This is a genomic window from Xanthomonas sp. BRIP62411, assembly GCF_003993525.1.
GTDB lineage: Bacteria > Pseudomonadota > Gammaproteobacteria > Xanthomonadales > Xanthomonadaceae > Xanthomonas > Xanthomonas euroxanthea.
In genome coordinates, this window is sequence record NZ_QEZI01000026.1 from 1 (window position 1) to 24,325 (window position 24,325).

Annotated in this window: 21 protein-coding genes; 13 read left to right on the plus strand and 8 right to left on the minus strand. The window is 65.8% G+C overall.

Going from position 1 to position 24,325, the window contains the following annotated elements:
• Positions 1 to 784: 784 nt before the first annotated feature.
• Positions 785 to 3,985 (minus strand): bifunctional proline dehydrogenase/L-glutamate gamma-semialdehyde dehydrogenase PutA, encoded by a 3,201-nt coding sequence (gene putA, locus EO139_RS18585; RefSeq protein ID WP_126971895.1) that lies wholly within the window; start codon positions 3,983 to 3,985, stop codon positions 785 to 787.
• 289 nt (positions 3,986 to 4,274) lie between these two features.
• Here putA and EO139_RS18590 point away from each other — a divergent pair, with 289 nt between their 5' ends.
• From EO139_RS18590 to EO139_RS18615, 6 genes are read left to right on the plus strand one after another with little or no spacing between them, the layout of a single operon-like run.
• Positions 4,275 to 4,751 (plus strand): DUF2244 domain-containing protein, encoded by a 477-nt coding sequence (locus tag EO139_RS18590; RefSeq protein ID WP_126972072.1) that lies wholly within the window; start codon positions 4,275 to 4,277, stop codon positions 4,749 to 4,751.
• Between the two features lie 16 nt (positions 4,752 to 4,767).
• The gene (gene coxB / locus EO139_RS18595; RefSeq protein ID WP_115677773.1) at positions 4,768 to 5,712 is read left to right on the plus strand and encodes a cytochrome c oxidase subunit II; all 945 of its coding nucleotides are present in this window, start codon (positions 4,768 to 4,770) and stop codon (positions 5,710 to 5,712) included.
• Between the two features lie 39 nt (positions 5,713 to 5,751).
• Positions 5,752 to 7,356: a cytochrome c oxidase subunit I gene (ctaD, locus tag EO139_RS18600; RefSeq protein ID WP_065032999.1), complete on the plus strand. Its 1,605-nt coding sequence runs from the start codon at positions 5,752 to 5,754 to the stop codon at positions 7,354 to 7,356.
• On the plus strand, positions 7,337 to 7,507 hold the full coding sequence (locus EO139_RS18605) for a hypothetical protein (RefSeq protein ID WP_104584137.1): 171 nt from the start codon (positions 7,337 to 7,339) through the stop codon (positions 7,505 to 7,507). The genes ctaD and EO139_RS18605 overlap by 20 nt, the downstream gene beginning before the upstream one ends.
• Positions 7,504 to 8,100, plus strand: coding sequence for a cytochrome c oxidase assembly protein (locus EO139_RS18610; protein WP_104584136.1), 597 nt, complete (start codon positions 7,504 to 7,506; stop codon positions 8,098 to 8,100). The genes EO139_RS18605 and EO139_RS18610 overlap by 4 nt, the downstream gene beginning before the upstream one ends.
• 39 nt (positions 8,101 to 8,139) lie before the next feature.
• The gene (locus tag EO139_RS18615; RefSeq protein WP_104535425.1) at positions 8,140 to 9,015 is read left to right on the plus strand and encodes a cytochrome c oxidase subunit 3; all 876 of its coding nucleotides are present in this window, start codon (positions 8,140 to 8,142) and stop codon (positions 9,013 to 9,015) included.
• Between the two features lie 82 nt (positions 9,016 to 9,097).
• On the opposite strand, the gene EO139_RS18620 is transcribed toward EO139_RS18615, so the two are convergent.
• Positions 9,098 to 9,316: a twin transmembrane helix small protein gene (locus tag EO139_RS18620; RefSeq protein WP_006449736.1), complete on the minus strand. Its 219-nt coding sequence runs from the start codon at positions 9,314 to 9,316 to the stop codon at positions 9,098 to 9,100.
• Positions 9,317 to 9,376: 60 nt separating this feature from the next.
• On the opposite strand from EO139_RS18620, the gene EO139_RS18625 reads away from it, so the two are divergent.
• Genes EO139_RS18625 through cyoE form a run of 4 tightly spaced genes read left to right on the plus strand, consistent with a single transcriptional unit; the run spans position 9,377 to position 12,778 of the window.
• Positions 9,377 to 10,102, plus strand: a complete 726-nt coding sequence (locus EO139_RS18625; protein WP_126971897.1) for an SURF1 family protein — start codon at positions 9,377 to 9,379, stop codon at positions 10,100 to 10,102.
• Between the two features lie 27 nt (positions 10,103 to 10,129).
• Positions 10,130 to 10,705 (plus strand): hypothetical protein, encoded by a 576-nt coding sequence (locus EO139_RS18630; RefSeq protein ID WP_126971899.1) that lies wholly within the window; start codon positions 10,130 to 10,132, stop codon positions 10,703 to 10,705.
• Positions 10,706 to 10,715: 10 nt separating this feature from the next.
• Positions 10,716 to 11,879 carry a COX15/CtaA family protein gene (locus EO139_RS18635; RefSeq protein WP_104584132.1) on the plus strand — a complete coding sequence of 388 codons (1,164 nt, stop codon included), beginning with the start codon at positions 10,716 to 10,718 and terminating at the stop codon, positions 11,877 to 11,879.
• Between the two features lie 2 nt (positions 11,880 to 11,881).
• Positions 11,882 to 12,778, plus strand: coding sequence for a heme o synthase (gene cyoE, locus EO139_RS18640; protein ID WP_104584131.1), 897 nt, complete (start codon positions 11,882 to 11,884; stop codon positions 12,776 to 12,778).
• A gap of 218 nt (positions 12,779 to 12,996) precedes the next feature.
• On the opposite strand, the gene EO139_RS18645 is transcribed toward cyoE, so the two are convergent.
• From EO139_RS18645 to rpsU, 6 genes are all read right to left on the minus strand, one after another.
• Positions 12,997 to 14,577, minus strand: a complete 1,581-nt coding sequence (locus EO139_RS18645) for a thioredoxin family protein (RefSeq protein WP_126971901.1) — start codon at positions 14,575 to 14,577, stop codon at positions 12,997 to 12,999.
• 269 nt (positions 14,578 to 14,846) lie between these two features.
• Entirely contained in the window at positions 14,847 to 15,851 is a 1,005-nt protein-coding gene (locus EO139_RS18650; protein ID WP_164739918.1) for a bile acid:sodium symporter family protein, read from the minus strand.
• A gap of 227 nt (positions 15,852 to 16,078) precedes the next feature.
• Positions 16,079 to 17,827, minus strand: a complete 1,749-nt coding sequence (gene dnaG / locus EO139_RS18655; RefSeq protein ID WP_126971902.1) for a DNA primase — start codon at positions 17,825 to 17,827, stop codon at positions 16,079 to 16,081.
• A 111-nt stretch (positions 17,828 to 17,938) separates the two neighbouring features.
• Complete coding sequence (locus tag EO139_RS18660; protein WP_126971904.1) at positions 17,939 to 18,889, minus strand: YihY/virulence factor BrkB family protein; 951 nt, start codon at positions 18,887 to 18,889, stop codon at positions 17,939 to 17,941.
• Between the two features lie 248 nt (positions 18,890 to 19,137).
• Positions 19,138 to 19,584 carry a GatB/YqeY domain-containing protein gene (locus EO139_RS18665; protein ID WP_126946494.1) on the minus strand — a complete coding sequence of 149 codons (447 nt, stop codon included), beginning with the start codon at positions 19,582 to 19,584 and terminating at the stop codon, positions 19,138 to 19,140.
• A 250-nt stretch (positions 19,585 to 19,834) separates the two neighbouring features.
• Positions 19,835 to 20,050: a 30S ribosomal protein S21 gene (gene rpsU / locus EO139_RS18670; RefSeq protein ID WP_002808376.1), complete on the minus strand. Its 216-nt coding sequence runs from the start codon at positions 20,048 to 20,050 to the stop codon at positions 19,835 to 19,837.
• 279 nt (positions 20,051 to 20,329) lie between these two features.
• On the opposite strand from rpsU, the gene tsaD reads away from it, so the two are divergent.
• The 3 genes from tsaD (at position 20,330) to EO139_RS18685 (ending at position 24,232) form a co-directional block, all read left to right on the plus strand.
• Positions 20,330 to 21,388 carry a tRNA (adenosine(37)-N6)-threonylcarbamoyltransferase complex transferase subunit TsaD gene (tsaD, locus tag EO139_RS18675; RefSeq protein WP_126971906.1) on the plus strand — a complete coding sequence of 353 codons (1,059 nt, stop codon included), beginning with the start codon at positions 20,330 to 20,332 and terminating at the stop codon, positions 21,386 to 21,388.
• 89 nt (positions 21,389 to 21,477) lie between these two features.
• On the plus strand, positions 21,478 to 21,834 hold the full coding sequence (folB, locus tag EO139_RS18680) for a dihydroneopterin aldolase (protein ID WP_024938857.1): 357 nt from the start codon (positions 21,478 to 21,480) through the stop codon (positions 21,832 to 21,834).
• A gap of 226 nt (positions 21,835 to 22,060) precedes the next feature.
• Positions 22,061 to 24,232 carry a glycoside hydrolase family 3 N-terminal domain-containing protein gene (locus tag EO139_RS18685; RefSeq protein ID WP_126971908.1) on the plus strand — a complete coding sequence of 724 codons (2,172 nt, stop codon included), beginning with the start codon at positions 22,061 to 22,063 and terminating at the stop codon, positions 24,230 to 24,232.
• Positions 24,233 to 24,325: the final 93 nt, after the last annotated feature.

The following is a 24,325-nucleotide window of genomic DNA, read 5'->3' on the forward strand; positions in this document are numbered from 1 at the left end:
CAGGACTGAGGGTTTCTTTTTGTCCAAAATCCGCAACGTAACCGCCAAAGACACCGCACAAGGACGCACGCTGACCAGCGGATCCGCATCCGCAGGCTCGACGCTCAGGCTGAGCCAGGTACTGGTGGCACGACACGCGCCTGGCGCTTGTGCAAAGCAGGGACGCGATAGCAAGGCCGAAGGGTCTGAATGTCACCGCAGAACCCGGACCGGCAAGGCGCACTCGGAGCAGGGCACCGATACCAGGACACGCGCTCGGCGCTGAGGGCCCACTCACTGGTACTGCAGCGGCACCCACCTTGCCCTGATGATCGAAGAGACATCCGATCGATTGGCATATGGTCAAAGAACCGACCAGTCAGTGCGTCGCCAGTGAAAGCACCTGAGAGCACCTGAAAAGTACCTGTGATGGCGGTGGCTTCCCGCTTATAGGATCGGCACGAGGAGCACTGATCGCCGACCAGTGCGGGCAAATGGGGCCTGGTTGCACTCCAGAGGCGCCAGACTCCTGGGACCGGCAGGAGCCCTGGGGACTATCAGGGGCGCTGGGACTATCAGGGCCATACAATTGATCAAGATCGAGGTGACTCGGTGACTCGGTGACTGGCCTATTCTTGGCCGCCATGCTGCTCACCGAGACTGCATCCGATACGCATGTGCTTGGCCACATCACTTATCGCCGTCGCATGAGGCATTAGCAGGGCACAAGCCAACAAAAAACCCCGCGTGAGCGGGGTTTTTTGGTCCAATCGACTGCACTATGACGCCTGCATCGAGGCGAGGATCAGTCGCCCAAGGTCAGCAGGGAGGCATTGCCGCCTGCGGCGGTCGTGTTGACGGTGACGACCTTCTCGGTAGCGAAGCGCAGCAGGTAATGTGGACCCCCGGCTTTCGGGCCGGTGCCCGACAGGCCCTGGCCGCCGAAGGGTTGTACGCCGACGACCGCGCCGATCTGGTTACGGTTGACGTAGACATTGCCCACCGCAACGCGTGCGGTGATGCGATCGATGGTCTCGTCGATGCGCGAATGCACGCCCAGGGTCAGGCCATAGCCAGTGGCGTTGATCTGGTCGATGACGGCGTCGAGCTGGTCGGCCTTCCAACGAATGACGTGCAGTACAGGTCCGAAAACCTCGCGCTGCAGCTGCGCCAGCGAGGTCAGCTCGTACGCACGTGGGGCGAAAAAACTGCCGTTAGCGGCGGCCGGATCCAGGGTGGTGGAGCCGATCAGGCGGGCTTCGCGATCCATGCGCGCTGCATGATCATCGAGGATCTTGAGTGCATCTGCATCGATGACGGGACCAACGTCGGTGGACAGGAGCGCAGGATCGCCGATCTTCAATTCCCCCATGGCGCCGGCCAGCATGGTCATGACCTTGTCGGCGATGTCGTCCTGCACGAACAGAACGCGGGCCGCCGAGCAGCGTTGGCCGGCGGACATGAAGGCGCTGGAGATCGCGTCCTTGACGACGGCTTCCGGCAACGAGGACGAGTCGGCGATGAAGGCGTTCTGGCCACCGGTTTCGGCAATCAGCACACCGATTGCGGCGTCGCGCGCAGCCAGGGTGCGGTTGATGACGCGTGCGGTCTCGGTGGAGCCGGTGAAGGCAACGCCCGCCACGCGCGGGTCATTGGTCAGCGCCGCGCCGACGGTGGCGCCGTCGCCCGGCAGGAACTGCACGACCGCCTCGGGGATGCCCGCTTCGTGCAGTAGCTTCACTGCGGCGTAGCCGATCAGGTTGGTCTGCTCTGCGGGCTTGGCGATGACGCTGTTGCCGGCGGCCAATGCGGCGGCGACCTGGCCGAGGAAGATGGCGAGCGGGAAGTTCCAGGGACTGATGCAGACGAATACGCCGCGGCCATGCAGCTGCAGTTCGTTGGATTCACCAGTCGGCCCGGGCAGGCGTTCGGGCGCACCGAACTGGGCGCGTGCCTGGCTGGCGTAATAACGCAGGAAGTCGACCGCCTCGCGCACCTCGGCCACGGCGTCGGGCAGGGTCTTGCCGGCCTCCTTGACGCAGATGGCCATGAACTCGGGCATGCGCGCTTCAAGCAGGTCGGCCGCATGCTCCAGGATGGTGGCGCGGCTGGCGGCAGGTGTGCGGTTCCAGGCTGGCTGCGCGGCAGCCGCGGTCGCCAACGCCGTCTGTACGGTGGCAGGATCGGCTGGCTGCCACTGCCCGACCGTGTCGCGGCGGTCTGCCGGGTTGAGCACGGCCTGGCTGGGCGTGCTGATCACCGCGCTGGGCACCAGCGGGCCGGCCTTCCACGGCTTGATGGCGGCATTGAGTTGCTCGGCCAGCTGCCGCAGATCGTTGTCGTTGGCGAGATTGGCGCCCATGGAATTTTTCCTGTGTTGGTTCTGGCTGCGCAGCAGATCGGTCGGCAGCAGAATCTTGGGATGCGGGATGGAGCCGAACGAGGACACTGCTTCGACCGGATCACGGATCAGCTCTTCGATGGCGACGTCCTCGTCGGTGATGCGATTGACGAAGCTGGAATTGGCGCCGTTTTCGAGCAGGCGTCGCACCAGGTACGGCAGCAGATCCTCGTGCGAGCCGACCGGTGCGTACACGCGGCAGGGCAGCCCCAGGCGATGGGCCGGAATCACTTCGGCATACAGGTCATCGCCCATGCCGTGCAGTTTCTGGTGTTCGTACACCTTGCCGCCGGAGATCGCGCGGACCGCCGCGATGGTCTGCGCGTTGTGCGTGGCGAACATCGGGTACAGCGCATCGCTGTGCGCGAACATGCGACGTGCGCAGGCCAGGTACGACACGTCGGTATTCTGCTTGCGGGTAAATACCGGATAGCCGGGGTGACCTTCGATCTGTGCGCGCTTGATCTCCGCGTCCCAGTACGCGCCCTTGACCAGACGCACCGGAATCCGACGGCCGACGCGGCGTGCCAGGTCGGCCAGGAAATCGATCGTGTACGGCGTGCGCTTCTGGTAGGCCTGCACCGCCAGGCCATAGCCTTCCCATCCATCCAGCGACGGGTCGGAGAACGTGGCCTCGATGATGTCCAGCGACAGTTCCAGGCGGTCGGCTTCTTCGGCATCGACGGTGTAGCCGATGCCGTAGGACTTGGCCAGTTGCGCCAGCTCGAGCACGCCCGGGACCAGCTCGGCCATCACGCGCGCACGCTTGGCATGTTCGTAGCGCGGATACAGTGCGGACAATTTGATCGAGATGCTGGGCGCTGCGAATACATCGGTGCCGACGAAACTGCCGCTGCGGCCGATCGCGTGGATGGCATCGCGGTATGCCTGCAAATAGCGCTGCGCATCCTTCATGGTCAATGCGCCTTCGCCGAGCATGTCGAACGAATAGCGGTAATCGGCGTTGTCGCCCTTGCGCGAGCGCGAGAGGGCTTCACCGATGGTGCGGCCCATGACGAACTGGTGGCCCATGATCTTCATCGCCTGGCGCACGGCCAGGCGAATCACCGGCTCGCCGACGCGGCCGATCAGGCGCTTGAACGCGCCCGGCACGTCGGCGCGGGTGAGGTCGTTGAGCTGCACCAGCTTGCCGGTGAGCATCAGGCCCCAGGTCGATGCGTTGACCAGCACCGAGTCGCTGCCGCCGACGTGCTTCTTCCAGTCCGCATCGCCGAGCTTGTCGCGGATCAGCTTGTCTGCGGTGTCCTGGTCGGGAATGCGCAACAGCGCCTCGGCCACGCACATCAGCAATACGCCTTCTTCGCTGCCCAGGTCGTACTGGCGCATGAAGGCCTCGATCGCGCCCTGGTCCTGCGCACGTGCGCGGACGCGGGTGACCAGGTCGGCGGCAAGCGCCTGCACCTTGGCCTGCTCGGCGGCGGGCAGCCGCGCCTGGTCGAGCAGTTCGCGTACGTGCTCGGTTTCGTCCTTGAGCCATGCGGCCGTGATCGCCGCACGCAATGCGCCGGGTGCGGCAGGCAGCTCGGGCGCCAACAGCGGGCGCGCAACTGAGGGAGAGGCAAGCGGGTCGAGCTGAGCGTTCATGCGTAGGGCGCCTGGGAATCCGTGCTCATTCTAGAGAGCCGCGGGCTCCGCGCACTTGTGTGGAAGCGGCAGCTTTTCCGCCGTTTTGTGCACGTGGCCAGCGCAGGCCCAAGCGGGCTCGATCGTTGCCGGCCACGGGCACGAGGATCGCTGCCGGCTTCGGGAAGTGATTGATTTACGCGTGTTTTTAGCTGCACTGCAGCAATTCGACGATTGCCGGAAACGCTTGCCGCCTGCGTTCGTGCGGGTCTACCATCGGGCCATTCCCGCAGTGCGCTGCGTGTTGCCAATGATCGAAGTACTGCCGTTGATGTCCGAAGGGGTCGGGACGCAGTTGCGGTTGCGGCCTCCGCGGGCATTGTCGGCCAGGCAGTTCGTGCAGTTGTTCGCAATATTGGCGGGAACGATGTGGGTATTTGCGGGCCTGGGGTGGTGGACCGGCAATGCATTCGCGCCGGTGTTCGCCCTGTTGCACAGTGGTGTGGTGGCGCTGGCGCTGCGGCAGTTGTGGCGAAGTGGCGAGCGCGAAGAAGCGATCCGGGTGGGAGACACCGTCGTCGAGGTGTTCGCGTCCGGGCATGCGCCACCAGCGTTTCAGGCACATCCGCATTGGGTGCGGCTATGCATGGAACGCGACGACAGGGTGGTGCTGGTCAGCAGCGGCAAGCAGATCGAGATCGGAAGTTTTCTCGGGCCGGCCGAACGTGTGGAACTGGCAACTACGCTGAAACGCTTGCTCGCGGCCGCCAATGGCCGTCACCGATGACGTAAGGGTCTAGGCAATGACGCAACGCAGCAGCTGGAAGGCGACGTATTCGAAGATGGCTTTGGCGATGGCGGCGCTGCTGGGCGCACCGGCTGCCTGGGCGCAATCGGCCGACCCGAAGGAATGGCAGCTCAACATGGGCCGCGGGGTCACTCAGACCGCGCGCATGGCCTACGAGGCGCATATGGTGGCGCTGTGGGTCTGCGTGGTGATCGGCGCGCTGGTGTTCGGTGCCATGGGCTATGCGATCTTCAAGTTCCGCAAGTCCAAGGGCGCTGTGGCTGCGCAGTTCAGTCACAACACCACGGCCGAGGTGTTGTGGACGGTGATTCCGGTGCTGGTGCTGATTGCGATGGCCTGGCCGGCAACGGCCAAGCTGATCGCGATGTACGACACCCGCGAGTCGGAAATGACCGTCAAGGTCACCGGCTACCAGTGGATGTGGAAATACGAGTATCTGGGCCAGGGCGTGGAATTCACCAGCCGGCTGGCGCGCGAGTCCGATCGCATCCGCCAGAGTGGCGAGCGTCCGACCGCTGCCTCGCAACCGCATTACCTGCTGGATGTGGACAACCGCCTGGTGCTGCCGGTCGGGACCAAGATCCGTTTCGTGATCACCGCCGACGACGTGATCCATGCGTGGTGGGTGCCGGCCCTGGGCTGGAAGCAGGACGCCATCCCCGGCATCGTCAACGAGGCATGGACCAACATCGAGCAGCCGGGCGTGTATCGGGGCCAGTGCGCCGAATTGTGCGGCAAGGACCATGGCTTCATGCCGATCGTGGTGGAGGCGCTGCCCAAGGCCGAATTCCAGCGCTGGCTGGCCGCGCGTCGCAGTGCCAATGCATCGCCTGCTGCACCGGCGGGCGCCCCCGCACCGGCGCCGGCGTCCACCCCTGCAGCAACGCCTGCCGGCGAGGCTGCGCCTGCTCCGGCCGCCGCGCCGACTGCCGCTCTTTAATCGCCCGCAACCGCATCGCTTCGTAGAGGTCGTTCCGTCATGGCGCATACCGCAGTCGATCACCACGGACACCACCAGCCCGGTTTCGTCGAGCGCTGGTTCTTCTCGACCAATCACAAGGACATCGGCACGCTGTACCTGCTGTTTTCCTTCGTGATGTTCATCATCGGCGCGGCGATGAGCGTGGTGATCCGCGCCGAACTGATGCAGCCCGGGCTGCAGTTCGTCAAACCCGAATTCTTCAACCAGATGACCACCGTGCATGCACTGGTGATGATCTTCGGCGGCGTGATGCCGGCCTTCGTCGGCCTGGCCAACTGGATGATTCCACTGCAGATCGGCGCGCCGGACATGGCGTTGCCGCGCATGAACAACTGGTCGTTCTGGTTGCTGCCGGTGGCCTTCACCCTGCTGCTGCTGACGTTGTTCCTGCCCGGCGGTGCGCCGGCCGGTGGCTGGACGCTGTATCCGCCGCTGTCGCTGCAGGGCGGCTACAACGTGGCCTTCAGCGTGTTTGCAATTCACGTGGCCGGCGTCAGTTCGATCATGGGCGCGATCAACATCATCGCCACCGTGCTCAACATGCGCGCGCCCGGCATCGATCTGTTGAAGATGCCGATCTTCTGCTGGGCCTGGCTGATCACCGCCTTCCTGCTGATCGCGGTGATGCCGGTGCTGGCCGGTGCAGTGACCATGCTGCTGACCGACAAGTTCTTCGGCACCAGCTTCTTCAATGCGGCCGGCGGCGGCGACCCGGTGATGTACCAGCACATCTTCTGGTTCTTCGGGCACCCGGAGGTCTACATCATGATCCTGCCGGCGTTCGGCGTGGTCAGCGAGATCATCCCGACCTTCAGCCGCAAGCCGCTGTTTGGGTATCAGGCGATGGTGTATGCGATCGCGGCGATCGCGTTCCTGAGCTTCATCGTGTGGGCGCACCACATGTTCACCGTGGGCATGCCGCTCGGTGGCGAAATCTACTTCATGTTCGCCACGATGCTGATCTCCATCCCGACCGGGGTGAAGGTGTTCAACTGGGTCAGCACGATGTGGAAGGGCTCGCTGACGTTCGAATCGCCGATGCTGTGGGCGGTGGCCTTCGTGATCCTTTTCAGCATCGGTGGATTCTCGGGCCTGATGCTGGCGATCGTGCCGGCGGATTTCCAGTACCACGATACGTATTTTGTGGTCGCGCATTTCCATTACGTGCTGGTCACCGGAGCGGTGTTCGCGTTGATCGCGGCGGTCTACTACTGGTGGCCGAAATGGACCGGGCGGATGTACAACGAAACCTGGGCCAAATTTCATTTCTGGTGGACGATGGTGTTCGTCAACCTGCTGTTCTTCCCGCAGCACTTCCTCGGCCTGGCCGGCATGCCGCGGCGGATTCCCGACTACAACGTGGTGTTCGCCGACTGGAACCTGATCAGCTCGATCGGCGCGTTCGGCATGTTCGCCACGCCGTTCCTGATGGCCGGCATCCTGCTCGCCTCGTTACGCAGCGGGGCCAAGGCCGACGCACGGGCCTGGGAAGGCGCCAGGGGACTGGAGTGGACGGTGCCGTCGCCGGCACCGGCGCATACCTTCACCGTGCCACCGGTGATCAAGCCTGGAGATCTTGCGCATGAAGACATCGGTCACTGAGTCGGCGCCGGCAGCGGTGGCGCGCCTGCTCTCGGCTGCCGAACGGCAGGCGCAGCAGCGTCGCGCGGTGCGCCGCACGGCGATCACCGTCGGCATCATCGCGCTGCTGATCTACGCGGGTTTCATCGCGTCGGGAGTCATCGGGCGGTGAACGCGCGGGCGCCCGCACCTGCACCGACGGCCGGCTTGTTCAAGCTGCTGGGCGTGGTGCTGGGCGTGTTCGTGCTGACCTTTTCGCTGGTGCCGCTGTATCGCATCGCGTGCGAAAAAGTCTTCGGCATCCGCATGGAGCGCGCACCGGGCAGCACGCGTGCCAATGGCGCGGCGATTGCAGGGCCTGGCAAACGCACGGTGCGGGTGGAGTTCGATGCCGGGGTCAATTCCAAGCTGCCGTGGACCTTCCATCCCGAGCAGATGACGATGGATGTGGTGCCGGGCGAACTCAACGAGGCGCTGTATTTTGCGCGCAACGACAGCGCGCGTGCGGTGGTCGGCAGTGCGGTGCCATCGGTCGCACCGGCGCGCGCGTCCGGATACTTCAACAAGACCGAATGTTTCTGTTTTACCGCGCAGACCTTGCAGGCCGGCGAAACGCGCGACATGCCGCTGCGTTTCATCGTCGACCCTGCGCTGCCGCCGGAAGTCACCACGATCACCCTGTCCTATACGTTCTATCGCAACGACACCCTAACCTCGGAGCTGCAGGGCGGTGGCGCATCCAGCGCGCCGCGCGCCGCGCCGTAATCCCTCATCCACACGCAGCACCGACACGGAAGCAACGCCATGGCCGACCACAGTCCCAATGCCGATGCGTATTTCGTCCCGAGCCAGAGCAAGTGGCCCTTTGTCGGGTCGATTGCGATGTTCGTGATGATGATCGGCGTGGCCAGCTGGCTCAACGATGCGGCATGGGGACGCTGGACGTTCTTCGTCGGCATGGCGATGCTGCTGGCGACCTTGTTCATGTGGTTTGGCGATGTCATTCGCGAATCCAATGCCGGGCACTACAACCGCCAGGTGGACGGCTCGTTCCGCATGGGGATGGTGTGGTTCATCTTTTCCGAGGTGATGTTCTTCGGCGCCTTCTTCGGTGCGCTGTTCTACACGCGCGTGCTGACGCTGCCCTGGCTGGGCGGCGAAGGCGATGGCGTGATGACCAACGAACTGTTGTGGAACGGTTATTCCGCTGCGTGGCCGACCAATGGCCCCGGCACGATCGGTGGGCAATTCCAGACCATTCCGGCCTGGGGCCTGCCGCTGATCAATACGCTGATCCTGCTCAGTTCCGGCGTGACTTTGACCATCGCGCACCACGCACTCAAGGGCGGTCGTCGCGGCGCGCTATTGCTGTGGCTGGGGCTGACCGTGCTGCTGGGCTGCGTGTTCCTGTTCCTGCAGGCCGAGGAATACATCCACGCCTACACCGAGCTCAATCTGACGCTGGGATCTGGCATCTACGGCTCGACCTTCTTCATGCTCACCGGCTTCCACGGCATGCACGTGCTGCTGGGCACGATCATGCTGGCGGTGATGTGGCTGCGTGTCGCGCGCGGGCACTTCACCCGCGACAACCACTTCGCCTTCGAAGCGGCCGCGTGGTACTGGCACTTCGTCGACGTGGTGTGGCTGGCGCTATTCCTGTTCGTGTATGTACTTTGAGAATCGGGAATCGGGAATCGGGAATCGCAAGAGCGAGCCCCTTTTTGCTTTTACGATTCCCCATTCCCCATTCCCAGCCGCGTCAGCGGCCGAGCCCATGCGGCTTGATCCAGCCGGTATAGATGCCCAGGATCACCACGGCGATCAGTGCGACTGAGAGGCCGATGCGCCAGGTCAGTGCGTTGACGGTACGCTTGGTTTCGCCACGGTCGGTGAGCAGGTAGTACAGGCCTGCGCCCAGGTTCCACAGGATCACGATCAGGAAGGCGACAATCAGCAACGTCTTGAGCGAATCGTTCACAACAGCCCCGGTGGTCGTCGGCGTGGTAGCGGCATTGCACGCCTTTTTGCGTCGCTTGTCATGATGCGCAAGCACACGGCGGTGCTGGGATGGTGCCTGGCCGTGCTGGTCAGCGCGGGTTTTGTGGCGCTTGGACAGTGGCAGCTGCAACGCATGCACGACAAACAGGCGTTGCTGGAACGCGCGGCGCAGGTGCGGCAGACGCCGTTGACCCTGGTGCAGGCGCTGGCCACGCCGCATGCGCTGGCCTGGGTGAGCGGACAGGTGCGGTTCCTGCCGCAGCAGGTGCTGCTGGACAACCAGCTGCATGCCGGGCGCGCCGGTGTGCGGATCTATCAGCTTGCCGCGCCGCAGGGCAGCTCCGTCACGCTGCTGGTCGATCTGGGCTGGCTGCCGTTGCCGGCCAATCGGCAATTGCCGAGGATCACGCCGCTGCAAGGGACCCATACGCTGCAGGGGTTGCTGGGTGCGCCGCCCTCGGCCGGGCTTGCGATGGGGCCGGCGTTGTCGGCTGCCGATGCGCCGCAGACCTGGCTGGCTACGCGTCTGGAGACCACCGCCCTGCGCAGTGCGCTTGGCAGGCGCGACATTTCGTCGCAGGTCCTGCGCCTGGATCCGGCCCTGCCGGTCGGTTACGCACGCGACCTGGAGATGCTGCCGAATACGCTTCCGCCCGCGCGGCACTTGGGTTATGCGGTGCAATGGTTCGGTCTGGCCGCAGCCGTGCTGGTCACCGCGACGCTGCTGACGTGGCGTGCGCGTCGCAGCCGTCGACGCGGGCACTGACGCCTGCGGCATGAGAAAATCGCCGGCATGACCTCCTCCACATCGGCCACGCCGCATTCGGTCAAACGCGGCCGCAGGATGCTGATTGCCCTGGCGGTGCTGTTCTTCGGCTCGATGTTGCTGGCCGGCGTGCTGCGCTTCTCCGGATGGCAGCCGGCATCGATGCGCAATCACGGCGAATTGCTCAAGCCGCCCGCCGACCTGCGCGGGTTGGTGCCGGTGCGCGCGGACGGGCAGCCGTATGCCTGGACGCCTGCCGAACGCGTGTGGCGGATTGCGCTCGCACCGCCGGCCCGTTGTACGCAGCAATGCGTGACGCTGGCGGTCGAACTGGACAAGGTGTGGCAACTGCTCGGGCATCGCGCCGACAAGGTGGATGTGTTGTGGATCGGCATCCCGCCGGCCGGGTTGCCGCCGATGCCGGCCCTGCGTGTGCTGCGCGACGACGCGCGGCTGCGGCAGGGCCTGCCGCGTGCCGATGATGCCGCCGGCGTGCCGGTGTATGTGATCGACCCCAACGGCTTCGTGATCCTGCGCTATGCCCCGGGGTTCGACCCGGCCGGCCTGCGTGCCGATCTGGTCAAGCTGCTGAAACTGATGTGAGCCCGTTTCGATGAATCTGTTTGCGCCACCGGCATTGTTCCGCCACTTCCATCGCATGGCCTGGCTGGCTGCGCTGTTCACTGCGAGCACGATCCTGTTTGGGTCGTTCGTGCGGCTGTCCGATGCCGGCATGAGCTGCCCGGACTGGCCCACCTGCTACGGCCGCGTCACCTGGCCACAGACCAGCGACGAAGCCAACGCGCATGTGGCCAGCAAGATCCGACCGCTGGAATCGCACAAGGCCTGGCGCGAGCAGGTGCACCGCTTCCTGGCCGGCGCGCTCGGGGTGGAGGTGCTGGTGTTGTCGTTGTTGGCGGTGCGCCGCCGCCGCATGGGCATCGCCCAGGTGGTCGCTGCCGCGGTGCTGGTGGCGTTGTCCATTCCGCTGTACATGTCCGGCTGGCACACGCTGGCGTTCGGCGTGGCGATCGCGGGCGAGGCGATCCTGCTGCTGGCGGCGCTGCGCTGGAGCAATATCGATCTGGCACGTGCGGCGGTGCTGACGCTGGCAGTGGTGATCTTCCAGGCGCTGCTGGGCATGTGGACGGTGACGTTGCTGCTCAAGCCCATCGTGGTGATGGGCCATCTGCTCGGCGGCATGCTGATGTTCTCGCTGCTGGTATGGATGGCCTGGCGCGCAACCCACTTGCCGATCACGCTGGCCGATGCCTCGCGGCTCACGTGGCTGTTGCGCGCGGGCGTGGCGGTGCTGGGCCTGCAGATCGCGCTTGGCGGCTGGGTCAGTGCCAATTACGCGGCGCTGGCCTGTGGCGGTGGCAGCTGGTCGGCCGACAATTTCCCGCGCTGCGTCAGCCAGTGGTGGCCGCCGCACGACTTCCGCGAAGGCTTCACGCTGTGGCGCGGGATCGGGGTGGATTACGAAGGCGGTGTGCTCGATGGCGCAGCGCGTATCGCCATCCAGATGGCGCACCGGTTGTGGGCAATTGCGACGGCGCTCTACCTGTGGTGGCTGGCCTGGCGTCTGTCGCGCTCGCCGGGCATGCGCGTGTGGGCCGGTGCGCTGGCGGTGCTGGTGGCGGTGCAGGTGACGCTGGGCATGCTCAACGTCAAGTTGGCCCTGCCGCTGGAAGTGTCGGTGCTGCATAACGGCGGCGCAGTTGCGCTCCTGTTCGTGCTGGTCTCGCTGCTGGCGCGGCTGCGCGCGCCGGAGTGAGCATGGCCGTCAGCGCACGCGACTACTGGGATCTGACCAAACCCAAGGTGGTGGCACTGATCGTGTTCACCGCCTTGGTGGGCATGTTCCTGGCCATCCCGGATGTTCCGACGTGGCTGCAGGTGCGCACCGGTGCATTGGGCTTTCTGGGCATCTGGCTGGCGGCATCGGCTGCGGCGGCGATCAACCAGTTGCTGGATGCCAAGATCGACGCGCAGATGGCACGCACCTCATGGCGGCCGCTGGTGGTGGGCAAGGTGCGGCCGTGGCAGGTGCTGCTGTTTGCCAGCGTGCTGATCGTGATCTCCATGACCATCCTGGTGGTCTGGGTGAACGTGATCACCGCGGTGCTGACGTTTGCGTCGCTGATCGGTTACGCGGTGATCTACACCGTGTACCTGAAGCGGGCGACCTCGCAGAACATCGTGATCGGTGGCCTGGCAGGCGCCACGCCGCCGATGCTGGGCTGGGCCGCAGTGACCGGCTTGCCGACCAGCGCCGACTGGATCAATGCCTCGCTGCTGGTGCTGATCATCTTCATCTGGACACCGCCGCATTTCTGGGCGCTGGCGATCTTCCGGCGTGCCGATTACGCCAAGGCGGCGATCCCGATGCTGCCGGTCACCCACGGTGTGCCGCATACGCGCAAGCAGATCCTGGTGTACACGGTGCTGCTGGCGATCGTGACCCTGCTGCCGGTGGCGGTGGGCATGAGCGGGCTGTTCTACCTGGGCGGCGCGGTGGTGCTCAACGTGGTGTTCCTCTGGTACGCCTGGCGCATGCTCGACCCGCCGGATGAGCTGTTCTCAATGAAGATGTTCGGCTACTCCATCGTGTATCTGATGGCGCTGTTCGCGTTCCTGATGGTGGATCACCTGCTGTTGCCGTGGGTGCGCTAGCGGCAGCGCAGTGAAGCCCGCCACCGCCAACAGCCATCGGTAGACCTGCCAGGGCTGTTGGCGGAGTGAGCTGGCCGGTGGCTGCAACCGGCCCATCTCGCTCATAGCCGCCGGTTGCGCGCGTGGTCGGGAATCCGGCGGCCAACCCCCAAACCGCCGCTGCGATGGTGTCAGCGTGGCCACACTCGCGGTGCGGATGGCTGCGCCGCCATGCCGGCTCAGCCCAACCAGCTGGCACATTCGCCGGTGTTCTTGCTGCCGCAGCTGCTCTGCATCTTCTGCTGCAGGCGCGCCAGCACCGCATTGCCGTCCTGGCGATGCCGCTTGCTCCAGGTCTTCAAGGTGGCGCCCAGCGTGGCAAAGCGCTGCCGGGTACGTTGGCGGTAGCCATCGGGCTGCCCGGCCAGTTCGCCGATCACCTGCGTGGCAGCGGCCTCGATGCCGGCAGTGTCGTCCGGGCTGAGCCGGATCAGCCCATCCACGTACATCACGCCCCACTGCACGCGAGTGGCCGGCCCTTGCGCGCTTTCGTACGCCTTCCTGAGCCAGGACAGCGCGGTCTTCTTATCGCCGCGTTGTTCGGCCAGGTCGGCCAGTTCGGGCATGTAGTAGTAGGGCGTCTTGCTGCGCGTCAACTCGGCCAGCAGCAACTGTTCGGCGCCGCTGTTGTCGCCCACCTCGCCGAGCAACGCTGCGGCGGTGCTGATGGTGGACTGGCGTTCCTCATCGGTCCTGGCGGTGTCGGTGGCCCATTGCACGCGTTGCTGCACGGTGTCGACCACGGCCTTGGGCAGCGGCGGTTGCGCGCCCTTGGCCTCGGTCTCGGTGGGCTGGCCTTGCGCCAGGCGGGCCAGCTGGATCCGTGCGTACGCGGTGCCGAGCCGGTCGGCGATCGGCAATGCGGGGTCGGCATAGATCTTGTCCAGCGCCAGATTCAGCGCGTTGGACAAGGTGGTGCGCTCGCCGGCATCGCTGCTGGCAGCGGCGACCAGCCGTGCGGGCATGTAGCTCAGCGTGCCGAGATTGGCACGCACCTCTGCCGGGTCGGCCAGCACCGCTTCCAGCAAGCTGCGCGACGCCGCGCTGGCGGCCGGTGGGTGCTTGGCTGCAGTAATCGCTGCCAGGGCGAAGCTGCGTTGCAGGGCCGGTTGCGGCGCCGACCTGGACAGGCGCGTGAGCACATCGACGGCCTGCTCCGGCTTGACCAGCCGGTCGTCGGTGCCCCAGGCGTAGTTGCCGAGCACGGCCCAGTCGTCCGCGCTGAGTTGCTGCGGGCGCTGCAATGCGGTGTCGAGCAGTTGCCTGACGGTGCTGGTGCTCTTGGCGGCCACGCGCAAGACATCGGCCAGCCGCGCGTTGTCGGCATCGCCGGCCAGGCGGGTGATCTCGCTGCGATCCGGACGCAGCACGATGATGGTCGGATAGCCCTTGATGCCGAAGCGCTCGCCCCAGGCCTGCGCACCCTCCGAATCGCCATCCAGATGCACCGCCACGAATTGCTGGGTGCGGGCGATGAAGGTAGGGTCCTTGAACAAGGTGGCTTTCAGGCGATTGCAGGGCGGGCACCAGGCCGCACCCCAGTACAACAGGATCGGCTTGCCGCTTTCCCTGGCCTCGGCGAAGGCATCGTCGACATCGCCCTCGCGCCAGGCAATGCTGGACGCGGGCGCCGGCGTGGTCGCTGCCCCGGTCTGCGCGGGGGCGGCCGGCGTGGCGGGCTTGTTGCAGGCGGTGAGCGTGGCCAGTACCGCCAGCAGCGCGATCAGGGGCGGGGCAGGGCGTCGGAACGACAGCGTCATGGCAATCACCGATGGGCGTGGCAGGCAGGTGGATCGAACACTCTAGCGAGCGGCACCGTGCCAGCGGCGGAGTGCGTCATGACCGTTGTATATCTGCTTACAACCCGCAACGACACGCAGCGCGAACCGGTGTCGCGCCGGGCGTAGCGGCCTGGCGAACCCGGCGCAGGCAACCCGCCGGTGGCAAACAGCCCTTTGGGGCAGGACACGCAGCGCGGGAGGCGCCGGGTGTCACCGATCAGGCCACCGTCGTGCCGTGGCCGTCAGGTTCAATGCCCGCCGGCATCGGCCGGCGTCTCGCCCGGTGCGGTGCGTGCATAACGCGCGGCCACGAAGGCGCAGACAATCAGCTGCAGCTGGTGATACAGCATGATCGGCAACACGATCGCGCCCAGGCCACCGCCGGCAAACATCACCTTGGCCATCGGCACGCCGGTGGCCAGGCTCTTCTTCGAACCGCAGAAGACGATCGCGATCTCGTCGGCGCGGTTGAAGCGCAGGCGCCGCGCGATGAAGGTGATCGAGAGCATCGCCACCGCCAGCAACAGCGCGGCCGCACCGAGCACCGCGAGCAAGGCCGGCAACGGCGTCTTCTGCCACAGGCCTTCGTTCACCGATGCGCTGAAGGCGGTGTAGACCACCAGCAGGATGGTGCCCTGGTCGGTGTAACGCAGCACCGCGCGATGCCGTTCGACCCAGTCGCCGATCCACGGGCGCATGAAATGGCCAGCCAGGAACGGCACCAGCAACTGCAGCAGGATCTTGCCGATTGCCTCAGCCGGGTGCGCCATCGCGCCCTGACTGCCGACCAGGGCGCCCATCAGCAACGGTGTGAAGAACACCCCCAGCAGGCTGGAAAGCGAGGCGGCGCAGACAGCCGCCGGCACGTTGCCGCGCGCCATCGAGGTGAAGGCGATCGACGATTGCACCGTGGACGGCAGCGCGCACAGAAACAGCACGCCGATATACAGCTCCGGTGTCAGTGCAAGATGCGCGAGCGGTTTGAACAACAGCCCGAGCAGCGGGAACAGCACGAAGGTGCAGGCCAGGATCAGCAGATGCAGGCGCCAGTGCAGTGCGCCGGCCTTGACCGCCTCGCGCGACAGGCGCGCGCCGTGCAGGAAGAACAGCGCAGCAATCGCCACGTCGGTGACATCGTCCATGATCGCGGCGGCGGTGCCCGAGACCGGCAGGAACGAGGCGAGCGTGACCGTGCACAGCAGCGCGAGGGTGAATGGATCGATGCGCAGCCGCGCCAGCCAGTGTTTGATCATCGTGCGTATTGAGGGGGGAGCTGTCTGCAGAGTGCCATTGTAGAGGCCCGTGTGCCGCCTGCGAGTCGGTCGCGCCGGCATCGGCCCACACCCGGGACAGGAGTGAAGCAGCCAGCGCGGCGCTCGGCTCGATGGCCGGGATCTTGTTCAGGCGGCCATGAGCGCGTGCCTGCATGGCTGATCGGCTACGTCGGCAACAGGTGGTCTGCTCCGATTGCCCCCACGCGCTACAACGCGGCGAGCGCCTTGAACAGTTCGCGCAGCTCGTACTTGTCGGTGTCGTCCAGGCCCTGCGCGCGCTGCTTGTCCTGCAGTTCGTCCAGGCGCTGCCGCAGCAATTGCTTGTCCAGTTGCGCGACCACGTCATGCAGCTCCATCGCCCAGCTGTGTTCGTCGCCGGGCAGTGCCTGGGCGGCCAGTTTCTGCAGGGCCACCAGTTCTTCGCGTTCGGCGAAGTGCTCCAGCAGCGCGCCGGTGCTGATTTCCGGGCGTTGCCGCACCAGCGCCAGCAGTTCCATCAACAGGTCGATGCCGGGCAGGCGCAGGCCGGAAAAATCGTGGTCGCCCTCCAGGCTCATCGCCAGCGACGGCCGCTGCAGCAGGATCGCGATCGAGGCGCGTACCAGGCTGCGTTTTTGCGTGGGCGCGCCCATGCGTGCAAGTGGCCGTCCTTGCGGTGCGGACGCTTGTGTCGCGCTGGTGGCGCCCACGCCGGTCAGGCGCGACAGTTCCTGCTTCATCAGATCGCCGAACGCACCTTCGGGAATCTGTGCCAGCATCGGCTTTGCGCGTTCGGCAAGCCGGGCCTTGCCATCGAGCGTGTGCAGATTGATCTCGCGCGACATCTCGTCGAAGAAGAATTGCGACAGCGGCGTGGCCTGTTTCAATCGCTGGTCGAAGGCCTGCGCGCCTTCCTTGCGCACGATGGTGTCCGGGTCCTCGCCGTCGGGCAGGAACAGGAAGAACGCCTGGCGGCCGTCCTTCATGCGCGGCAGCACCGATTCCAGTGCACGCCAGCCCGCCTTGCGGCCGGCGTTGTCGCCGTCGAAGCAGAAATACACATCCGGCGCGTTGCGGAACAGCAGTTCGGCATGTTCGGGCGTGGTCGCGGTGCCCAGCGTGGCCACCGCCTGGGTGACGCCGAACTGGAACAGCGAGACCACGTCCATATAGCCTTCCACCACGATCAGCCGCTCGATCTTCTGATTGGCCTGGCGCACCTGCCACAGGCCGTACAACTCGCGGCCCTTGTGGAACAGCGCGGTTTCCGGCGAATTGAGGTACTTCGGCCCCGGGTCGCGGCCATCGGCCGGCGCGCCCATGATGCGTCCGCCGAAGGCGATCACGCGGCCGCGGCGGTCGAAGATCGGGAACATCACCCGGTCGCGGAACTTGTCGTAGACATGGCCGCGATCGTTCTTGGAAAACAGCCCGGCGCGTTCGAGCACGCTCATGCGGCGCGCATCGGTGCCCAGCGTGTCCTTCAGTGCGCTGTAGCCATCGGGCGCGTAACCGATCTGGAAACGCGCGCGGTTGTCGGCATCCACGCCGCGGCCGTCCAGATAGTCGCGGGCGCGTTCGCTGCCCTCGAGCTGGCGCTGGAAGAACTTGGTCGCCGCTTCCAGTGCCGAATACAGCTCGCGGCTGTCGTCCTGCTGCTGCGGGCTGCGTTGCTGGGTCTCGCGCGGGATGTCCATGCCGGCGCGCTTGGCCAGCTCGTCGACCGCATCGAGGAATTCGAGGCGGTCGTAATTCATCAGAAAGCTGATCGCGGTGCCGTGCGCGCCGCAGCCGAAGCAGTGATAGAACTGCTTGGTCGGCGAGACCGTGAACGAGGCCGAGCGCTCGTCGTGGAACGGGCAGCGTGCCGAATATTCCTTGCCCTGACGCTTGAGCGGCACCCGACCGCCCACCACCTCGACGATGTCGGTGCGGGCAAGCAGTTCGTCGATGAACGCGTCGGGGATGCGGGCCATCCCGCTAGGATATCCCAGCCGCCGGCGCGCGCCGATTTCAGTGAGCGACGGCCCTCAGCGAAGCGGTGGATGCCGCCTGGGTACGCGCGGCACCCGGCGCAGCATGCGCAATCAACTGCGCGTCGGTGCTTCCGGCGGCTGCAGCGTGGCATCCGGTTCGGCGGCGACCGGCGGCAGGTTGTCCGTATCCACGCCGGCCTCGCGCAGCTTGCGATGCGAGCGCACGCGCTCGTCGATCACCGCGGTCAGCAGGGCGCCGACAAAGAACACCACCGAGGCGTAGTACATCCACACCAGCAGGATCACCAGGGTGCCCATCGATCCGTATGCGCTGCCAGGGGCGGCCCTGGCGATGTACAGGCCGATGCCGTAGCGACCCAGCGCGAACAGCAGTGCAGTGATCACGCCGCCGACAAAGGCCTGCCGCCAGTTGACGGTGCGGTCGGGCAGATAGCGATACAGGAAGGCGAAGGCGAGCGAATACAGCGCCAGGGTGGTGATGTAGCCAATCGCCGGCAGCACCGACGGCAAGCGTGCAAACACCACCTGCAACGCGGTGGTGGCAATCATCGACACGATCAACAAAAAGCCCAGTGCCAGGATCACGCCGAAGGAGAACACGCGCTTCTTCAGCCACGCCATCAGCCCTTCCAGGCGCTGCTTGTCGGTGCGGAAGATCAGGTTCAGCGCGTTCTGCAACTGCGCGAACACCGCGGTGGCACCGATGAACAGCAGCAGCGTGCTCCACAGTCCGGCCAGCGAACCCACGCCGGGTTGATCGGTGGCGTTGCGGATCACCGTATCGGCCACTTCCGCCGCGCTGCCGCCAGCCAGTTGCGCGATCTGCTGCACCAGCGCTTCCTGCGCAGGCGGATACAGCGAGGCGGTCAGCCACAGCAGCAGCACCAGCAGCGGTGCCAGCGACAGCAAGGCGTAGAACGACAGCGACGCGGCCTGCGTCATCACGTCGATCTCGAGAAAGCGATTGAGCAGTGCCATCGGCAGGCTGCGCTGCAGGCGGCTCAGGTGCTTTTGCAGGTGTTCGGTTGAGAGCTTCGTCACCGGCGGGGGAATCCTTGGGCATACCGTTATGTGCGCAGGCGTCGTGAGGCGAAGCCGGCATGCGGAATGCTTCACCCGGACCTGTGCTGGCGAAGGTGTTCTAACAGGGGCCGTTCAAAGATCTGGTGAAAGCGGGCGCTGGATGTTGCGCGTGTGCTGCCGTTGAAACGGCGCTGCAGCCAGCCGCACGCAGGCGGCTGGTTGCGGTGCCCTGGCCATCGGGCACAGGGCGCTGCGCAGGCGAAGACTCAGCCTGCCAGATGCTGCTTGACCAGCGTGGAGACCAGGCCCATGTCGGCCTGACCGGCCAGCTTGGGCTTGAGCGCGCCCATCAACTTGCCGATATCGGCCGGGCTGCTGGCACCGGTCTGCGCGATGGCTGCCTGGATGGCAGCGACGATCTCGGCTTCGCCCATCTTGGCCGGCAGGTAGCGCTCGATCACCACGATCTCCTCGCGCTCGATCTGCGCCAGGTCTTCGCGTGCGGCGGCTTCGTACTGGGTGACCGAGTCCTTGCGCTGCTTGACCATCTTGTCGAGCACCGCGATCACGGCGGCATCGTCCATCTCGATGCGCTCATCCACTTCCTTCTGCTTGATCGCGGCATTGATCAGCCGGATCACGCCCAGGCTGTGCTTGTCGCCGGACTTCATGGCGGCTTTCATGTCATCGGTGAGCTGTTGCTTGAGGGGCATGGTGTAACTCCTGGGAGGGCGTGTGACAGATGTGCCGATGCGCCATGACGGGCGCAGTGCATCGGCAGGAAGTGGGGCCTGAGCGGCGCGGACGACCGCGGGCACTGCCGGTCGCCTTGACAGCTGCGAAGCGCTCGCCTGGCATAGGACCAATACAAAAAGCCGGCGACGCTTGCGCGTGCCGGCTCTTGGGTTCCACCCGGTGGGCCGCGCCTTCAGCGCATGCCCCTCGGCAGGGAACCGCGTTCGATCAGTACAAGCGCTGGCGCTTGGTGACGTCGCGCGAGGAACGACGCAACTGACGCTTCACAGCAGCGGCAGCCTTGCGCTTGCGCTCCTGGGTCGGCTTTTCATAGAACTCGCGCTTGCGGGTTTCGGCCAGCACGCCGGCCTTTTCGCAGGTGCGCTTGAAACGGCGGAGCGCAAATTCGAAGGGCTCGTTCTCGCGGACTTTAACGCTGGGCATGGGTTCTCCAGATAATGGGATTTCCGTCCGGGAGCCCCGGGCGGGTGCGAGCGGACTCGCGTGACGGAATTTCCGGGTTGCCCCGGCGAGCCGCGCATTATAACGACTTGCAGGCGGCCTGCAAGCCCCCGGCAGCATGGGCGCGAGCAGGCCTGCTAAACCCTGCGCTGGCGCGGGATCGGTGGCGATCGCCCGGCTGTGCAGCAGATCGCCCCTGGCCGATCTGCGCAGGGCAAAAGCTGCGAAAATAGGCCGCATGTGCCTGCCTGCCGAGTTGCCGTGAAAGTTCTTGGGATCGAATCATCATGCGATGAGACCGGTGTGGCGGTCTACGACACCGCGCTGTCCGGGGTGCCGGCGCTGCGCGCCCACGCGGTCTACAGCCAGATCGCGCTGCATGCCGAATACGGCGGGGTGGTGCCGGAGCTGGCCAGTCGCGACCATGTGCGCAAGCTGCTGCCGCTGATCCGCCAGACCCTGGACGAGGCCGGACTGGGGATCGACGAACTCGATGGGGTGGCCTATACCGCCGGCCCGGGCCTGGTCGGCGCACTCCTTGTCGGTGCGGGCGTGGCGCGATCGCTGGCCTGGGCGCTGGATGTGCCGGCGATCGGCGTGCATCACATGGAAGGCCATCTGCTGGCGCCATTGATGGAGGATGACCCGCCGCAGCCGCCGTTCGTGGCGCTGCTGGTCTCCGGCGGGCACACCCAGTTGGTGTCGGTGAAGGCCCTGGGCCAGTACGCCGTGCTTGGTGAGACGCTGGACGATGCGGCCGGCGAGGCCTTCGACAAGACTGCCAAGATGATGGGCCTGCCGTATCCGGGTGGCCCGCAGCTGGCCGCCCTGGCCGAAACCGGCACCCCGGGGCGCTACAAATTCGCCCGGCCGATGACCGACCGGCCCGGGCTGGATTTCAGTTTCAGCGGGCTCAAGACCCAGGTGCTGCTGGCCTGGCGCGGCAGTGACCAGTCCGACACCACGCGGGCGGACATCGCGCGCGGGTTCGAGGATGCGGTGGTGGAGACGCTGGCAATCAAATGCCTGCGCGCGCTGGATGCGGCCGATTGCAACACCCTGGTGGTGGCCGGTGGCGTCGGCGCCAACAAGCGCCTGCGTGCACGCCTGCAGGAGGCGGCGCAGCGGCGCGGTGGCCGGGTGTGCTTCCCGCGGCCGGCCCTGTGCACCGACAACGGCGCGATGATCGCTTTCGCCGGCGCGCTGCGGCTGGAGGCCGGCGAGCGCGCCGACGCGGCGGTGCATGTGACGCCGCGTTGGGATATGGCTGGCTTGCCGCCGCTGGCGGCGGAGGAATCGGGAATCGGGAATCGGGAATAGTAAGAGCGCTATTTCGATTCCGTTCGCGCTGCCTTGTTGTTGCTTGTGATTCTCACCATTCCCTAATCCCCATTCCCGATTCCCCACCTATGGACAAAGTTTTTATCGAAGGCCTGGAAATCGATGCGCTGATCGGCATCTACGACTGGGAGCGGCGCATCCGCCAGACGCTGCGGTTCGATCTGGAAATGGGCTTCGACAACCGCATTCCGGCCGCCAGCGACGATATCGCCGATACCTTGAATTACAAGGCGGTGAGCAAGCGGCTGATCGAATTCGTGCAGGCATCGGACTTCGGGCTGGTCGAGACCCTGGCCGAGCGCTGCGCGGCGATCGTGCTGGACGAATTCGGCGTGCACTGGCTGCGGTTGAAGCTGAGCAAGCCCGGTGCGGTGCGCGGCGCGCAGGCGGTGGGGGTGATCATCGAGCGCGAGCGGGCCCGCTGACGGCTACCGAGTGCTGCATCGGGCGGCGCCTTCGGGCCATGCCGAGCCTCGGAGATCCACCCGGCACCGGACCAGCGATCCACAACCCGCGGATCCACAGCGCCAACGCGTAGTTCAACCGGCCCCTGCAAATCCCGGATCCCGCATTCCAAATCCCGACACTTGCCCCCTCGCGGTCGCGTCAGGCTAGAATTGACGGCCATGTAAACGTTTTCTCAAGGATCTCATGGCTGCTGATCGTATCGAAACCCTGATTGCCCAGATGACCGTCGAAGAGAAGGTCGGACAGTTGGGTGTGTTCGCCGACATGGTGCGGCCGTTCGCACCGGACGTGAATCCCGAAGCCAACGTGCTCAACGCCGACGAGGTGCTGCAGCAGGTGCGCGCGGGTCGGGTCGGCTCGCTGTTCAACGGCGTCGGCGCTGCGCTGGGCGCACAGATCCAGAAGGTGGCGGTGGAAGAAAGCCGCCTGGGCATCCCGGTGATCCTGGCGGCGGATGTGATCCACGGCATGCGCACGGTGTTCCCGATTCCGCTGGGCGAAGCGGCCAGCTTCGAACCCGAACTGGCCGAGCGCACCGCGCGCGCCACCGCGATCGAAGCGACCGCCGCCGGCCTGCACTGGACCTACGCACCGGCCGTGGACATCGCGCGCGACCAGCGCTGGGGCCGTGGCGCCGAAGGCGCCGGCGAAGACGTGGTGCTGGGCGCGGCGTTTGCCGCCGCCCGCGTGCGCGGCTTCCAGGGCAGCGATCTGAAGGCTGACGACTGCCTGCTGGCCACGCCTAAGCACTTCGCCGCCTATGGTGCGGTGGCGGCGGGCATGGAATACAATACCGTGGACATCGCGCCGCAGACCCTGCGCGATGTGCACCTGCCGCCGTTCAAGGCCGCCTTCGATGCCGGCGCATTGACCGTGATGTCCTCGTTCAACGACATCAACGGCGTGCCGGCCAGCGCCAACCACGAATTGCTGACCGAGATCCTGCGCGGTGAATGGCAGTTCCCCGGCGTGGTGATTTCCGATTACACCGCCGACATGGAACTGATTGCGCACGGCTATGCGGCCGATGAGCGCGATGCGACCAAGAAGGCGTTCCTGGCCGGCCTGGATCTGAGCATGCAGAGCGGTTTCTATGCCGCGCACCTGCCGTCGCTGGTGGAAAGTGGCGAGGTGCCGATGGCAACGCTGGATGCCAGCGTCCGCCGCATGCTGCAGCTGAAGGAAGCGATCGGGCTGTTCGACAACCCGTACCGCTCGCTGGATCCGGCACGCGAAGCCGATACCACGCATCTGCCTGCACACGATGCGCTGTCGCGCGATGCGGCGCGGCGTTCGATCGTGTTGCTGAAGAACGAAGGCGACCTGTTGCCGCTGAAGAAAAGCGGCCAGCGCATCGCGCTGATCGGGCCGTTCGTGCAGGACCGCGAGAATATCGAGGGTTGCTGGACGCTGTTCGGCGACAAGGACCGCTATGTGACCCTGGAGCAGGGCGTGCGTGCGGTGGTCGGCAGCGAGCATTTGACGGTGGTGCCGGGCTGCGGCCTGGAAGAGGCGCTGCCGGGCGGTATTTCCGCCGCCATCGATGCGGCGCAGGCCGCCGACGTGGTGGTGCTGGCGCTGGGCGAACCGCAGCGGTTCAGTGGCGAGGCGCAGTCGCGCACCGAGATCGTGTTGCCGCCGGCGCAGCAGGCATTGGCCGAAGCCATCGCCGCCACCGGCACGCCGATGGTGGTGTTGCTGCGCAATGGCCGCGCGCTGGCCCTGAGCGGTGCAGTGCGCGATGCCGATGCGATTGCAGTGACCTGGTACCTGGGCACGCAGACCGGAACCGGTGTGGCCGATGTGTTGTTCGGCGACTACAACCCGTCCGCGCGTCTGCCGATCAGTTTTCCGCAGGTGACCGGGCAACAGCCGTATTTCTACAACCATCTGCGCACCGGTCGCCCGGAACTGCCGACGCTGTCCGAGTACAAGGCGCGCTGGCGCGAGATGCCCAACGAGCCGTTGTATCCGTTCGGCCATGGCCTGAGTTACACCACCTTTGCCTATGCGCAGCCGCAATTGAGCAGCGCGCAGCTTGGCTGGGACCAGACGCTGACCATCACCACGCGCGTCACCAACACCGGCCGCGTGGCCGGCGAGGAAGTGGTGCAGCTGTATGTGCACGATCGCGTGGCCAGCAGGGTGCGCCCGGTGCGCGAACTCAAGGGCTTCCGCAAGGTGTTGTTGCAGCCCGGCGAAAGCGCGGACGTGACCTTCACCCTGGCGCGCGACGCGCTGGCCTTCACCAATCACAGGAACGTGTTTGGTGCCGAGCCGGGGGTGTTCGATGTATGGGTGTGCGCATCGGCCAAGAGTGGCGAGGCAGTGACGTTCGAGTTGCTGGACGCCTGAGCACACCTGGGCGTGGTGCGCGCGCTTGCGTAGTAAGCAGCGCGTGCGGCTATTGCACCAGATAAACGATGACGGACGTGGCCGAAGGGCGCA